Source organism: Blautia sp. AF26-2 (assembly GCF_003460955.1).
Taxonomy (GTDB): Bacteria; Bacillota; Clostridia; order Lachnospirales; family Lachnospiraceae; genus Fusicatenibacter; species Fusicatenibacter saccharivorans.
Window position 1 is genome coordinate 114950 of the sequence record NZ_QTWD01000011.1, and the last position, 14378, is coordinate 129327.

The window sequence follows — 14378 nt, forward strand, 5'->3', positions numbered from 1 at the left end:
TCGGGAATTTAATGGAACGGTAAAGGGAGGGGTAAAAGATGGAGGATCAAAGAGACAATCCTAATATTATTGGGAGTGAAATCATCATATATCAAACGGAAGATGGATATACAAAAATTGACGTTAAATTTGAAGACGAGACCGTTTGGCTTACACAGGCACAATTATGTGAGTTGTATCAGACAAGTAAATCTAATATCAGCGAGCATATCAAGCATATTTTTGAAGAGGAAGAATTGGATGAAGAGTCAGTTGTTCGGAAATTCCGAACAACTGCAGCTGATGGAAAAAACTATAATACAATTCATTATAATCTTGATATGATTATTTCTCTTGGATATAGAGTGAAATCCAAGATTGCTACAAATTTCCGTCGGTGGGCTGCTGAACGATTAAAAGAGTACATGATAAAAGGCTTTACAATGGATGATGAACGGCTAAAAAATCTGGGTGGGGGTAATTATTGGAAAGAGTTATTAGACCGTATTCGGGATATTCGCTCATCTGAAAAAGTGATGTACCGACAGGTACTTGACCTTTATGCAACAAGTGTTGATTATGATCCCAAGAGTAGTGAATCCATTGCATTTTTTAAAATGGTACAAAATAAATTACACTATGCAGCACATGGACATACAGCAGCAGAAGTTATATACGAGCGTGCGGACGCCAGTCAGCCTTTTATGGGATTAAAAAGTTTTTCTGGTGATTTTCCTGTATTGAAAGATATCAGTATTGCCAAAAATTATCTCAATGATGAAGAGTTAAAGATCCTAAATAATATTGTATCGGGATATTTTGATTTTGCGGAGATTCAAGCTATGCGTCACAATCCCATGCATATGGAAGATTATGTGGAACACCTTGATAATGTTTTGAAAACTACAGGTGAAAAAGTGTTGCAAGGAGCCGGAACGATTAGTCATGCACAGGCAATTGAAAAAGCAACAGAAGAATATCGGAAATATCAGGTGCAGAACTTATCGCCGGTTGAAGAAGAATATTTGGAAAGCATTAAAAATATTCACAGTACAGTAAAGAAAAACAGTAAGAATTAATTTTCATAAAAGAGATTTTTAGAAGTTGGTAAAAATACGAGTTTGGACAATGATGAGTATGTCGAGACGGTCTGTTTGCTGTCAAGAAAATAAAATCAAGTACTGAAAAGTAGCGTATTTCCGAGCTTTTTGTAAGGTTGGTATCATCAGAGAAGCCTTGCGGAAAGCTCGGTTTTATTATATGGAAACATATCTACTTTTTGGTCTGATTGGAGAAAAAGTGGATGGCCGGAAAATTGCGGTAGGGTTTAGGCTGTGGATTAGATGTTAGCATTTCCGGATTTGGTTCATCGTGAATCAGTCGATACAGCGGATGTTTGATAGTTTTTTCCTCGCCACCGGTACCGGTGTATTGATATACATGGACTCTGTGACCTGAACTTAAAGTTTGTCATCTACTTTTGTTGCGATAAAATCCACTTCGGAATTATCCACTTTACCAATAGAGACATCATAGTCTCTACGTAGCAGTTCAAAGTAAACAACATTTTCTATTGCATGTCCGCTATCACGATCCCTGAATCCAAGCAGATAGTTTCTAAGTCCGATATCAACGATGTAATACTTTCCAAGAGTACGTAAGAATTCCTTTCCTTTAATATCAAATCTCTTGATGTCATAGAAGAAGTATGCTTCCAGTAGCGCATTCACATAGGCCTGAACAGTGTGAGCGCTTGGAGTTCATAGTGTTCGCCGGTTTTATCAAATGCTTGCTTGCGTGTGCCACCTAACGCACTTTTGGTTTCTCTTATTTCAAAATCATGGAATGTTAAAAATTCAGAGAAGGACAATGGAAGCATCTTTATTTCTACGCATCTGCCTGATAAATAGGTAGCATATTCAGAGGAGAGCATATAAGCATTCGAACCAGTAACATAAATATCGCAATTGAAATCAACATGGAAAGAGTAAGCATAAACTCATGAAAAAAATTAAGTTTATGCACTGAAATGCAGAAACTATTAAAATTTGACAATTTTTGTATTTTACAAGAAGAGAATGCCTCTATCATTGTAGACAGAAGCACCGGTATTATTTCCACAGCGGATAGCACGGTCGAGCTCATGATGGGGAGATTATTTGATGAATTATGTGCTAATATTCTGCAATTCTACTGCTGGTCGATTGATTTATGTACACTCTCATTATAATATGTGTGCAGGAGGTGAATATATGTATCAGATTAGTAATGAAAAATTCGGTTTATTTGTAACCGAATTAAGAAAGGAAAAGAATTTAACTCAAAAGGATTTGGCTGAAAAATTATATGTATCAGATAAAACAGTTAGCAAATGGGAACGTGGTCTTAGTATGCCCAATGTCGTATTACTCATACCAATAGCTGATATATTAGATGTTACCGTTACAGAATTGTTACGTGGAGAAAAAATAGATACACAGAAAAATATTGATAAAAAAGAAATCGAGGAATTGGTAGTAGGCTCTCTCGATATGGCTGTTAGGGATTCTATTCACCAGCATAGAAAAAACTGGATATTAGCATATTTGTTATGTTTTTTTATATCTATTACAGAAATTATTATGTTAGTTGTATCTGGAAGTTCGTTAGCTGAGATGAAAAGGGATATATTGCTAGTTACCGGGGGAATGCTTTTATTTGGTGCATGGTTTTGTTTCTTTGCAAAAGACATATTACCAACATATTATGATGCCAACAAGATAAATTATGTTTCACAAGGAATTTTTAGAATACATCTAGTTGGTTTATCTTTTAACAATGGAAATTGGATATATATCTGCACAACTTTAAAAATATGGATACTTGCAACAGTTGTTTTATATCCTCTTGCAGGTATTATAATAATCAATTGTTTCAATATAGCTTTATGGGATATTTTGAATAAAATTTTCCTAATTATGATATTAGGCGGTATGGTAGTTTCGATTTACATTATCGGGAAAAAATACGAATAATTAAATTACCTGTTATCGTTGTGGATAGTACTAATTTACAACATTCTTCATGGGAAATATGGAATGATGCAGAAGAGGTTGTGTTAAGAGAATTAGTGTACATTTAAAACGTGGAAAGCCCCTTCGGGAGTATTTTTCTGTTTATAAGATAATTTCTGCCGGAGATTTTGATTTAATAATTTGATTTATAAAACTGGCAATGATACAATTAGCGTAATTTGAAAGAAAGCAGAGAAAATATGAGTGAAAACTTACTGATTGTTGAAGATGACAAAAAATTAAATGATGGAATACGTCTCGCATTGAAGAATGATTCCTATTTCTTTTATCAGTGCCAGACTTTGCAGGAGGCTAGAGAAATCTTGAAAAAGGAAGATATCACATTGGTTTTATTAGATGTGAACTTGCCGGATGGGAATGGGATTGATTTTGTAAGAGAAATAAGGAAAAACAGTCAGGTGCCGATTATCCTGCTTACAGTAAATAACATGGAAGTAGATATCGTAACAGGATTGGACGCTGGGGCAAATGATTATATTACGAAACCGTTTAGTTTGATGGTTTTGCGTGCAAGAGTGTCTGTGCAGCTTAGAAATAAAGATGCAGTAGTTAAGAATTCTATGGAGTTTGATGGATTCGAGTTCTATTTCGATAAAATGGAATTTTTCAAAAATGGAGAACTTATTGAACTGAGTAAGACAGAACAAAAACTCTTGAAAGTGCTGTGCGAAAACAGAGGAAAAGTAGTGAAGCGAGAATACCTGATTGACGAGGTATGGCAAGGAGATACAGAGTTTGTGGATGCTCATGCTCTGACTGTTGCAGTTAAACGTCTCAGAGACAAATTAGAAGATGATACGCAGAAGCCTAAATATATCAAAACGGTTTATGGAATTGGTTATACCTGGGCGGTGAATGGATGATAGAAATAATTATATTGATTGTAGGAATATTTGTTTTAAGTGGAATCTTCTGGCATAGCATTTTTTATCAGAAAGAAAAAAAGCTTTTGAACCGGCTGCAGCAAATGCTGGATTGTGCTATAGATGGAGAACTGGAACGGACAGAAATATCAGAAGAAAAGTACTCTGCTCTTGAAAACAGCATGAAACAACATTTAGACAGTAGCTTTCTGGCAAGAAAGAACCAACAGGAACAAAAAGAAGTGATACAGAAACTTATTTCCGACATTGCGCATCAGACGTTGACTCCTATTTCAAATTTGAAAATTTATGGTGAAATACTCTCTGAAACAAATCATGAAAATCAGGAGGAGATAGATACCATTTTGGAGCAGACAGAGAAATTAGATTTCCTGATACAATCATTGGTCAAATTATCACGGATGGAGAGTGGAATTATCGCAGTACATTCGGAGGATACTACTATTACACAGATGCTTGAATCCATACAGCAGCAGGTTAGCGTGAAAGCAAGGGAGAAGAATATTACTCTGAGCCTATGTGACACGGATTTGCATGTTCTATGTGATCCAAAATGGACTGTGGAGGCACTCGGAAATATTGTAGATAATGCGATTAAATACACAGCATGTGGGGGAAATGTTCAGGTAAAAGCTGAGCAGAATTCTTTCTTTGTAAAGATTGATATTATTGATGATGGCATTGGAATAGAAAAAGAAGAAATACCAAAGATATTTGGAAGGTTTTATCGGAGTCTGTCAGTGGCAGACCAGCCAGGAGTAGGAATTGGCTTATTCCTTGCAAGAGAGATTATTCAGGCACAAAAAGGGTATATAAAAGTGACATCAGAGAGAGGAAAGGGCTCTATCTTTTCTGTGTTTCTCCCGATATCAAAAAAGGAATAGTATCAAAACTGTGATATTTCAGAAACCGGATAGAGACATTGTTGTGATAAAGTCTGTATTGTAAAGAGCAATACAGGCTTTTTTTAAATATAAGACAGGGAGGAAGACATGAATATATTAAAAACGGTAGATTTACAAAAAATATATGGACAAGGAGAAACAGAAGTCAAAGCCCTTGATGGTGTAAATTTAGAAGTGGAAAAGGGGGAGTTTGTAGCGATTGTTGGAACTTCCGGGAGCGGAAAGTCTACGATGCTTCATATCATTGGAGGATTAGATAATCCAACATCTGGGCAGGTAATTGTGGATGGACAGAACTTAAGCCATATGACAGATGAAGAGCTTACCATTTTCCGACGCAGGAATATTGGTTTCGTATTTCAACAGTATAATCTGGTTCCGATGTTGAATGTATGGGAGAATATTATTCTTCCCGTGAAGCTGGATGGAAAAAAGATTGAAAAGAAATATGTAGATGAAATCATTGATACACTTGGTATTCGAACAAAATTGGAAAATCTGCCAAGTGCTCTATCCGGCGGACAGCAGCAGAGAGTGGCAATTGCGAGGGCTTTAGCTGCAAAACCTGCCATTTTGCTCGCTGACGAACCGACTGGAAATTTGGATTCGAAGACAAGTCAGGATGTATTAGGGCTTCTGAAAGTAACCAGTAAGCGTTTTCACCAAACCATCGTTATGATTACCCATAATGAAGAGATTGCCCAGATGGCAGACCGGATTTTACAGATAGAAGACGGAAAAATTGTTTCAGACAGTGGTGTGGTATAGCAGGGGGCGATTTTATGGTAAAAGTAGAGAATAAAGAGACGTTACGATTATTAACGAGTCGTTTTATGAAAATGAATCGCGCCAGGAATGTTATTGCCGTTATTGCAATCATTCTGACTTCCCTTTTATTCACAAGTCTCTTTGTGGGAAGTGTATCTATGATTCTTTCCAAAAGAGCAACGGAAATTAAGCAGTTTATGGATTCTGCCCATGCCAGTGCACAGAATCTGTCAGAAGAAGATGCAAAGCGATTGCAGCAAACAATCGAACAGAGTGAAGATGTTAAGCGATATGGTTCCGGTATTTTTCTGGGAGCTGGAATGGACGAAAGGTTTGGTTTTTCCGTAGAGGTCCGATATGCAGATGAAAATACGGCAGAAAGTTTTAATTGTCTGCCAACCACAGGAAGACTGCCGGAGAAAGAAAATGAAGTAGCACTTAGCAGCATGGTATTGGAATCTCTGGGAGTTACACCAAAGATTGGGGAAGAAGTAACGCTGACCTGGGAAGTAAATCCCATGCTGAAACAATATAAGACAGATACGTTTAAGATATGTGGATTCTGGCAAGGAGACAAAGCTGTTTTAGGTCAGATGGTCTGGGTATCCGAAGCCTATGCAAAGGAGAATCGTTATCCCGTTACGCAGGAAGAATTAGAAAATGGTATCTACAATGGAGGAAAAGAGTATTTTCTCTGGTACAAGAACCTTTGGAATCTGGAAAAGAAAACGGAAAAGATATCTAAAGCAGCGGGATTTACGAGAGCTGGGACAGGAATGGAAGTCAATCCGGCATATAATCTCTTTGAAGAGGATTCATTTTCATTTTCTTCCTTAATTATAATGATTCTATTTGTTATATTAGCTGGATACCTGATTATTTATAATATCTTTAACATTTCTGTGAAAACTGATATCCGGGCTTACGGATTGTTAAAGAACGTGGGAACAACGGGAAAGCAGTTGAAAAAAATTGTACGTATGCAGGCGTGGAGATTATCAGCTATTGGTATTCCAATCGGATTGCTTTGTGGTTATCTTGCAGGTCTTTGTATGGCTCCGTCCTTGACAGCAGATGCTGAAATTAGTGCACAGGCAGGACAGACTGCTCAGACAGTAGTATCAGCAAATCCTTTGATTTTTCTTGCAGCAGCGCTTTTGACACTTTTAACGGTGTATCTCTCTAGTCTGCAGGCTTGTAAAATGGTGGAAAGGGTATCTCCTGTGGAAGCTCTGCGTTTGGCAGAGGGAGAGCAGTCACATAGGAAAATAAAAAAGAATACTTCTGTAACCTGGTGGGGAATGGCAGTTCAAAATGTGTTACGAAATTGGAAAAAGGGATTGATTGTTATGCTTTCTATCGCTCTTTCTATGGTGGTTGTCAACTGTATCGTGATGCTGGTGCAGGGATATGATTTTGATTCTTACCGAAAAGTGCTTTTAGCTTCCGATTTTCAACTGGATCAGATGACGGGAAGTTTGTTAAATACGAATTTCAACGGTATTACACCTGAAATCAAAGAGATTCTGGACGAATGTCCTGATAGTGCTAAGACAGGATATGTGTATTATTCTGAGGAAACCCACAAGATGGAGCCGGAACTTCTGAAAACATGGGAAGCATTCGCAGATAAATATGAAAAAAACTGGAACGATTATGAAAAACAGGTTTGGGAAGAGGCAAAGGCTTCCAATACAGTAAGTGTTCATTTTCTCGGAATCAGCGAGTCGGTGTTTGACAAATTAGAATGGAGAGGGGAAAAATGCTCTTGGGATACATTTAAAAGCGGAAATTATGTGCTTGTAGATTATGGTAATAAATATGCAGAGCGTCCGGTTTCTTATTATCAGACTGGGGGTATTTTTCAGATGGATTACAAAAATGGAAACCAAAAAGATTACGAAGTCATCGGAGAAGCACTGATGCCATATGCATTGGATTATCCGTATGCGGACTGTATCTATATCACGGTATTGGTTCCCGAAGAGGAGTATATCACCCAGACAGGAAATGAATCAGCCATGTATGCTGCCATTGATGCAAAGAAGGGCGAGGACAAGCAGATAAAAGAATACATTGATAAAAATATTTTGAAAGAAAATGATATGATCAACGTGTTTTCTGTATTGGACATGAAAGAGAGCTTTCAGCGGTATGTCAGTAAATATTATATGATCGGTAGTTTTCTTGTTGTTATTTTAGCTTTTATTGGCATTATGAATTTCTTTAATACAACAGCAACCTCTGTAATCAGCAGAAAAAAAGAACTGGCACTTTTGGAAGTTGTGGGAATGACGAAAAAACAGGTATCGAAAATGCTAGTGACTGAGGGATTCCTATATTTGGGAGGCGCATTTGTGATTGCAGTATTGCTAATTGTATTTGGAGCAAAGCAGATTTTAGTAAATACGCTCGGTACGGCATTTTTCTTCCGGCTGCATCTTACAATCGTGCCATGTGTGCTTATGATTCCAATTTTGGTTGGGATTGCGTATGTGATACCAAAGTATCAGTTTGAAAAGATGAGTCGGGAAAGCATTGTTGAAAGGATTCGGAAAGAATAATAACAATATGTAAATTAGGCGTATGGATTTGATGAATCCATGCGCCTTTTTAGAAAAATATAAATAAAAACAAAAGAATCCTAACTTTTTTTATAGTAGGATTGTTATATTATTTAGAAAACAGAGGGAGGCAAATTTGCGAATGGAATACAAAACTGATTCTTTGTTAGTACATCTAGCAAGAGCAGGAGATGAAGATGCGTGTGAAAAACTGGTCAAAAAATATTACTCAAGTATATATCAATATTGTTTGCTACATATCAATGATCCATATGAGGCAGAGGATTTGACACAAGAAGTGTTTACACGTTTCTTTTCCAATTTATATAGATATAAAGAATATGGAAAAGTTAAGAATTATCTTTATACAATTGCCGGAAATACCGTTAAAAATTATTACAAAAAGAAAAAAGATATTCCATCAGAGGAACTGCTAAAATCAGAGGACTGTAGTAAAAATCATGTAGAAGAGCTAGGAGTCCGATTAACTATTGAACAGGCAGTGAGAAAGTTACCGGAAGAAATTAGAGAAACGGCAGTTTTATATTTTTTTCAAGAATTGAAGCAAAGAGAAATTGCAGAATTACTTCACATAAAACTATCACTTGTAAAATATCGAATTGGAAGAGCAAAAGAACTTTTAATGAAAGAGCTGGAGGTGAAAAACTATGATGAAATATAAGCAGCAAATAAAGGAATATAAAGAGGAGATTGAAAAAAAATATGTAAGGATTGAAGCAGAAAACAGAACAGTAAAAGCATGTCAGAATATTTTGTCAGAGTCAATTTTATCGAAACAATCGCATAGAACATCTTATTTTGAATTTTTGTATGAGCAGACAAAATTCATAAAAAAAAGATGGTGGATTTTACAAGGTTGTGTTCTTATGTGTCTATGGATATGGTTGAGTAATTATACGTCAGACATAAAAGATATGATGAGGATTATGGGAATATCTGCCACAATATTTGTGGTTCTGATTATCCCGGAAATTTGGAAAAACAGAAGAAATGGTGCGATTGAGATTGAGCAGGCGTCTTATTACACACTGCGTCAGATTTGTACAGCAAGAATGTTAATGTTTGGAGTAGTGGATCTGGTGATCGTTATGGTGTTTTTGGCAATTACATATCAAACAACAATACTCTCGTTAAGTGATTTAGTGGTTAATTTTTTGCTTCCAGTAAATGTTTCATGTTGTATATGTTTTCGTGTATTGTACAGCAGATGGGAAAAATCAGAATATATAGCAGTGCTTTCCTGTCTGGTATGGGTTGGTTTATGGATGATGATTGTTGCAAATGATGTTATTTATCAGAAAATTGTAACTCCGGTATGGGTGGCTATGCTGATATTGACTTTTGTATATTTTATTTTTTGTGTTCAGAAGTCATTGGTATTTGATGAAAAAATTTTGGAGGATTACACGTATGAAGTTAGAATTTAAAAATGTAACAAAACAATACGGAGAAGTAAATGCTGTCAATAAAGTGAATTGTGTTATGGAAAAAGGAATTTATGGACTGCTTGGAGTAAATGGAGCAGGAAAGACCACATTAATGCGTATGCTTTGTACGATTGTTCAACCATCAGAAGGACAAATATTATGGAATGGTAAAGATATATGGAAACTAGGAGGTGAATACCGAGAAGTTCTGGGATATTTACCACAGGATTTTGGATATTATCCAGATTTGACCGTATATGATTATATGATGTACATTTCTTCTATAAAAGGGTTAAAAATGCCGTTTGCCAGAAAAAAAGTGAAGCAATTATTAAATCAAGTAGGAATGGAAAAATTCAGTAAAAGAAAAATGAAGAATTTGTCTGGAGGAATGGTTAGACGTGTAGGAATAGCACAGGCGATGTTAAACGATCCGCAAATTCTTGTCCTGGACGAACCTACCGCTGGATTAGACCCGAATGAAAGAATACGTTTTCGTAATTTAATTAGTGAATTGTCGGAAGAACGTTTGGTGCTCTTGTCTACACATATTGTATCGGATATTGAGTACATTGCGAATAACATTATGTTAATGAAAGATGGAGAACTTTTTTATGCAGGTACTGCGGAAGATTTAGTATCTTCTATGAAAGAAAAGGTATGGCAATGTAATGTTTCGAGAAGTATGATAGACAAATATATGAATGAATATTTGGTTGGAAATATAAAAACAACAAAAACCGGAGCAGAGCTTAGAATTATTTCAATAGAAAAGCCAACAGAAGATGCTGTGGCTGTAGAAAAAAATCTGGAAGATGCATTTCTATTTTATTTTGGAGAAAAATCGGAGGAGAAACAAGATGCTTAAATTAGAATTAAAACGAATTTTTTCAAAGAAAATTAATGTATTTGCAATCGGATTGGCATTGATACTTGCTGTCATTTTTAGCGGATTTGCAGTTACAAGTAATCGCTATGTGGATGAGAATGGAAATGCTAGTACTGGAATTATGGCAACAAGAAAACTTACAGATAACAGACGAGCATGGAAAGGTACATTGACAGAAGATGAACTTGGAAAAGTTATAGAACAAAATAAAAATGTGATGACACAATCCTCAGAAGAAAATGCTATTTATGGAACGACATTACAACCGATAGATGATATTAGGAGTTTTATAATATCGGTATTAACACCGGATGCAGAATATGATGAAAGTGTTCTGAATCAAATGACAGAAGAAAATATACAAGAGTTCTATGACACTTATCATAAAAATATGGAAAAGATGGCAGAAGAATATGGAAAGACTTCTGTACAGAAAAAATACTTGGAAAAGAAATATAATGAAATAAAATTACCAGTAGAATACGAATCTTATAGTTCATGGGATACTATGATTATGTATGTAGAAACGTATTCTATTATTCTGGCAATCATAGTTGGTTTTATTTGTGCTGGAATATTTGCAGATGATTTTCAGACAAAAGCAGATGCAGTATTTTTCTCTACAAAGTATGGACGTACAAAAGCTGTTAAAACAAAAATACTGGCAGGAATAGCTACGACGGTTATGATTTATTGTATGGGAATTATATTACTTAGTGTGATTTGTTTTGAAATTATGGGAACCAGTGGTATGAATACACCCTATCAAATGTATCAGGCATATAGTATTTACATTATGTCATATGGACAATACTATTTGTTGACAGTTGTATGTGGATTTATAGCCAGTATGCTGGCGGCTGTAGTGTCTATGTTAGTAGCGGCTAAAATGCATACAATTAGTGTCGCTGTTTGTATTCCGTTCTTTTTATATTGCTTATTGCCATTTATAGGACGGGCACTTTCTGGGTATACAACGCTTTTCAATTTGATACCAACAATTTTGACAAATGTACAGGCAAGTGTAAAAGTCCCACTTATTTATCAGATTGGGAATTGTGTATTTCGACAAATTCCGCTTGTAATGGTAATGTATACAGTGATGGCAATAGCCTTACTGCCTTTTATTTATAAGAGTTTTCGCAGATACGGAAATAAGTAAAAATTGTATTCATACTCATGAAAAACAAAGTAAGTAAAATATTTTCTGGAAAAATCAAAGCATAATTTAAAGACTTAAGGCGGGCAAGTTGCCCGCCTTAAATTGCACGTATTATGTTAAAAGACCGGATAGAGTTTTTCCAATGCAAAATCCAATCTGTGGATATAACTCCTGAATTTCCTGATATTTTGCTTCAATCATTTCTGGTTCATCAGCCCAGATCTTTTCATATATTTTGAAAGCTCTTTTAAAATGTGTTTTGGCTTGCGGAAGATTGGCAGTCATCAGATAAATGGTTCCAAGGGTTTCCTGTACTTTGGCATAATCCAGACAGTCATCGGAATGGTATTCCTTGATGATGCCGGATAATTTTTGCAATTCGGAGATTCCTCTTTCGGGTTCCTGCTGTTCTGTCAGGAACATTGCATAATTGGCAATCTGAGGTATGCTGTCATTTATATGAAGCAGGTTAAATTGGTCAAGCAGTGAGATACTTTTTTCCATGTGTTCTCTTGCAAGATCGGGATAAGCGTTCATGCGGTAAAGTCCACCGAGATTGGCATGAAGGTTGGAAACAAGGCGAGCATTGTCAGCAGTGATAGTTTCTATCTGGGCAAGTGCATCCTTTTCCAGTTTTATTGCTTTTTCAGGTTTGGTTTCAAGAGTTGCCTGAAAATCTAGTAATAATGCCCGGTCAGAGTCGGTTCCAATGTTTTTTGTCTTTAACAGCCCCGTCAGTTCCTGAATGATTCCATTCATACCTTTGTGGTAGTTATAGTTATCCATGTATGGAAATGCATTTTCCAGAAAAAGCAGATACTTTGGCATATCATCCTTTTCAATCAATTCTATGATATTTCCGATTGTTTGAAATAGCTTTTTGTAATAATCTACTTCCATTCCATGCATTAAACATATTTTCTGTAAAGAATCCAGTAATATGTGGCAGCGAGTTACAGATGGTTTTGTCTCTGAAAGGGTGATTTCCTGAATCATCGGATGCAGAGAGATAGTGCGACGTGTTGTTGTCTGAACGAAACCAGTCTCAATTAAATCGTTGATCTCATTTAGTGTGGGCAGTTCCAGCCATTTGGCAAACATACGGGCAGAAATACCGGTGGAAGGAAGAAAGCACATATTACACATGATATCCTGCTGTTCAAGAGATAAAGTGTATAAAGAAAACAGCGTATGGATATGACTGTAATAGGTGGCTTTGCTGCTTTGTCCATCTTTGATTATTTTAATTTTATCTTCGTTATGGAAAGATGCTTTTTCCACCTGAAGTCTTGTTAATAACTGGTCTGGAGTTGAGATTCCATTTTCCAGAAGTTTTGCTGCCAGTTCCACGGCAAAAGTATGAGAGTGAACAGTTTCGATGATCTTTTCAACTGTTGCCCGGTACGTGTCTGCCTCTGAATAGAATACCGATGTCAGCTGGAAGAGAGCGTTCATATCCTCTATTTCTTTTAATGGTAGAGTACAGTATTCATCCAGTTTGCTTCTGGTTGTAAACAGAATCTGGCAGCGATATTTTAATACTACTGACAGAAAGCTGTCCTGTGTGGCAGTGACATTAAAATTATCTATGATAAGCAGAGTATCGGATTTCAGGAAACGCAGAAAACGGTTATGTCTTTGAAACCGTTCCTGTTCAGTGCTTTCCGGAAGATCGTCAATAAAATCCATGTCAGTAATATCCTGATGAAGATCACCTGTATATTCTACATATAGAATGTTAGTGTAATGCTTTTTGTAATGTTTTGCGTAGGCTTTGGCAAGTTCGCTTTTACCAATACCGCCAATTCCGCAAAGAAAAACATGCCGGTTTCCTCAAGCATGGTATATAATTCTTCCAGTTCTTTATCTCTTCCGATAAAATGACGGCATGGTTTCGGAACCTCACTGTCCATAATATAATCCAGCACAATGGGTGACAGGGCACCTCCGGCAATTAATTTTTGATTTTTAGTATCACGTTTGATAAATTGTCGCTCCATGCCAAAAGAAATCAGCTTTGCAAGAAAAAGCAGACGTGAGCTGGCTGGTTTGTACAGAGAAGCCAGATTTTTCTTTTTGGCATCGGAGATGGTGTCATCTTGTATAAATAATGTGTATATATCCTGCATAGCCATATTGCAGTCAGACATCAATGGAAGCAGATTCTGGTGAATGGTTTCTGCCAGTTTTTTCTGATTACTGGGTTTGGAATAGTAGGCAGATATTTTGGGACTGATCTTTGCTTGACCGGTCAGCCAACGACAAACCAGACCATTATCCATAGAAAAATCCTGATTTGCCGGATCATCCATAAAATCTTCAAATAATTCGTATAAAAAATCAGGCTGACTCATTTGATTACTTTCGCTGATATGATTTTTTAAGCAAGTGCTAATAGAAGAAAAATCGCATCGATTCAATAGAAATTCCCCTTTCGTAGTTAAGATTAAGTATATCTATCATAACACGAACATATATTCGATTCAAGAAAATGCGGATATTTTTAAATTGATTGTGTCAATTTACAATCAATTTCTATTCAATGTGGTTTTCCGGCAGGTTCTGTAAAATAAGCTCAGATCAAAACAATGACGGGAGGAGCTTATGCAACAGAATATTGAATTTGAGCGGTGCATTGATTTTCTGGTACGGATGCTTGATAAGTACGGCGATGAAGTCCTCCGGGAGTTGGAGGAAGAAAAACA

General features: G+C 36.3%; 10 protein-coding genes and 2 pseudogenes. 10 read left to right on the plus strand and 2 right to left on the minus strand.

Going from position 1 to position 14378, the window contains the following annotated elements:
- Positions 1–38: 38 nt before the first annotated feature.
- Positions 39–1058, plus strand: coding sequence for a virulence RhuM family protein (locus tag DWY63_RS14385; protein ID WP_055265578.1), 1020 nt, complete (start codon positions 39–41; stop codon positions 1056–1058).
- 384 nt (positions 1059–1442) lie between these two features.
- On the opposite strand, the pseudogene DWY63_RS18940 reads toward DWY63_RS14385, so the two are convergent.
- Positions 1443–1948: pseudogene (locus DWY63_RS18940) on the minus strand (AAA family ATPase); the annotation flags it as partial.
- A 283-nt stretch (positions 1949–2231) separates the two neighbouring features.
- Here DWY63_RS18940 and DWY63_RS14395 point away from each other — a divergent pair.
- The 9 genes from DWY63_RS14395 (at position 2232) to DWY63_RS14435 (ending at position 11673) form a co-directional block, all read left to right on the plus strand.
- Positions 2232–2993: a helix-turn-helix domain-containing protein gene (locus DWY63_RS14395; protein WP_055265582.1), complete on the plus strand. Its 762-nt coding sequence runs from the start codon at positions 2232–2234 to the stop codon at positions 2991–2993.
- Positions 2994–3232: 239 nt separating this feature from the next.
- Positions 3233–3916, plus strand: coding sequence for a response regulator transcription factor (locus tag DWY63_RS14400; RefSeq protein ID WP_055265584.1), 684 nt, complete (start codon positions 3233–3235; stop codon positions 3914–3916).
- Entirely contained in the window at positions 3913–4821 is a 909-nt protein-coding gene (locus tag DWY63_RS14405) for a sensor histidine kinase (protein ID WP_055265586.1), read from the plus strand. The genes DWY63_RS14400 and DWY63_RS14405 overlap by 4 nt, the downstream gene beginning before the upstream one ends.
- A 108-nt stretch (positions 4822–4929) precedes the next feature.
- Entirely contained in the window at positions 4930–5610 is a 681-nt protein-coding gene (locus tag DWY63_RS14410; RefSeq protein ID WP_055265588.1) for an ABC transporter ATP-binding protein, read from the plus strand.
- A gap of 14 nt (positions 5611–5624) precedes the next feature.
- Positions 5625–8174, plus strand: coding sequence for an ABC transporter permease (locus DWY63_RS14415; protein WP_117802492.1), 2550 nt, complete (start codon positions 5625–5627; stop codon positions 8172–8174).
- Between the two features lie 142 nt (positions 8175–8316).
- Positions 8317–8856, plus strand: coding sequence for an RNA polymerase sigma factor (locus tag DWY63_RS14420; RefSeq protein ID WP_005335535.1), 540 nt, complete (start codon positions 8317–8319; stop codon positions 8854–8856).
- Entirely contained in the window at positions 8843–9622 is a 780-nt protein-coding gene (locus DWY63_RS14425) for a hypothetical protein (protein WP_117802493.1), read from the plus strand. The genes DWY63_RS14420 and DWY63_RS14425 overlap by 14 nt, the downstream gene beginning before the upstream one ends.
- A complete protein-coding gene (locus DWY63_RS14430) occupies positions 9606–10490 on the plus strand; it encodes an ABC transporter ATP-binding protein (protein ID WP_005338319.1) in 885 nt (294 codons plus the stop codon). Before DWY63_RS14425 ends, DWY63_RS14430 begins: the two co-directional genes overlap by 17 nt.
- The gene (locus tag DWY63_RS14435) at positions 10483–11673 is read left to right on the plus strand and encodes an ABC transporter permease (RefSeq protein ID WP_117802494.1); all 1191 of its coding nucleotides are present in this window, start codon (positions 10483–10485) and stop codon (positions 11671–11673) included. Before DWY63_RS14430 ends, DWY63_RS14435 begins: the two co-directional genes overlap by 8 nt.
- Before the next feature lie 111 nt (positions 11674–11784).
- Here DWY63_RS14435 and DWY63_RS14440 read toward each other — a convergent pair.
- Positions 11785–14027: pseudogene (locus tag DWY63_RS14440) on the minus strand (tetratricopeptide repeat protein).
- Positions 14028–14378: the final 351 nt, after the last annotated feature.

What these genes read in the sequence shown, in the direction of transcription:
- DWY63_RS14385 (WP_055265578.1), top strand. Translation starts at nt 39, where the DNA reads ATGGAGGATCAAAGAGACAATCCTAATATTATTGGGAGTGAAATCATC.
- DWY63_RS14395 (WP_055265582.1), top strand. Translation starts at nt 2,232, where the DNA reads ATGTATCAGATTAGTAATGAAAAATTCGGTTTATTTGTAACCGAATTA.
- DWY63_RS14400 (WP_055265584.1), top strand. Translation starts at nt 3,233, where the DNA reads ATGAGTGAAAACTTACTGATTGTTGAAGATGACAAAAAATTAAATGAT.
- DWY63_RS14405 (WP_055265586.1), top strand. Translation starts at nt 3,913, where the DNA reads ATGATAGAAATAATTATATTGATTGTAGGAATATTTGTTTTAAGTGGA.
- DWY63_RS14410 (WP_055265588.1), top strand. Translation starts at nt 4,930, where the DNA reads ATGAATATATTAAAAACGGTAGATTTACAAAAAATATATGGACAAGGA.
- DWY63_RS14415 (WP_117802492.1), top strand. Translation starts at nt 5,625, where the DNA reads ATGGTAAAAGTAGAGAATAAAGAGACGTTACGATTATTAACGAGTCGT.
- DWY63_RS14420 (WP_005335535.1), top strand. Translation starts at nt 8,317, where the DNA reads ATGGAATACAAAACTGATTCTTTGTTAGTACATCTAGCAAGAGCAGGA.
- DWY63_RS14425 (WP_117802493.1), top strand. Translation starts at nt 8,843, where the DNA reads ATGATGAAATATAAGCAGCAAATAAAGGAATATAAAGAGGAGATTGAA.
- DWY63_RS14430 (WP_005338319.1), top strand. Translation starts at nt 9,606, where the DNA reads ATGAAGTTAGAATTTAAAAATGTAACAAAACAATACGGAGAAGTAAAT.
- DWY63_RS14435 (WP_117802494.1), top strand. Translation starts at nt 10,483, where the DNA reads ATGCTTAAATTAGAATTAAAACGAATTTTTTCAAAGAAAATTAATGTA.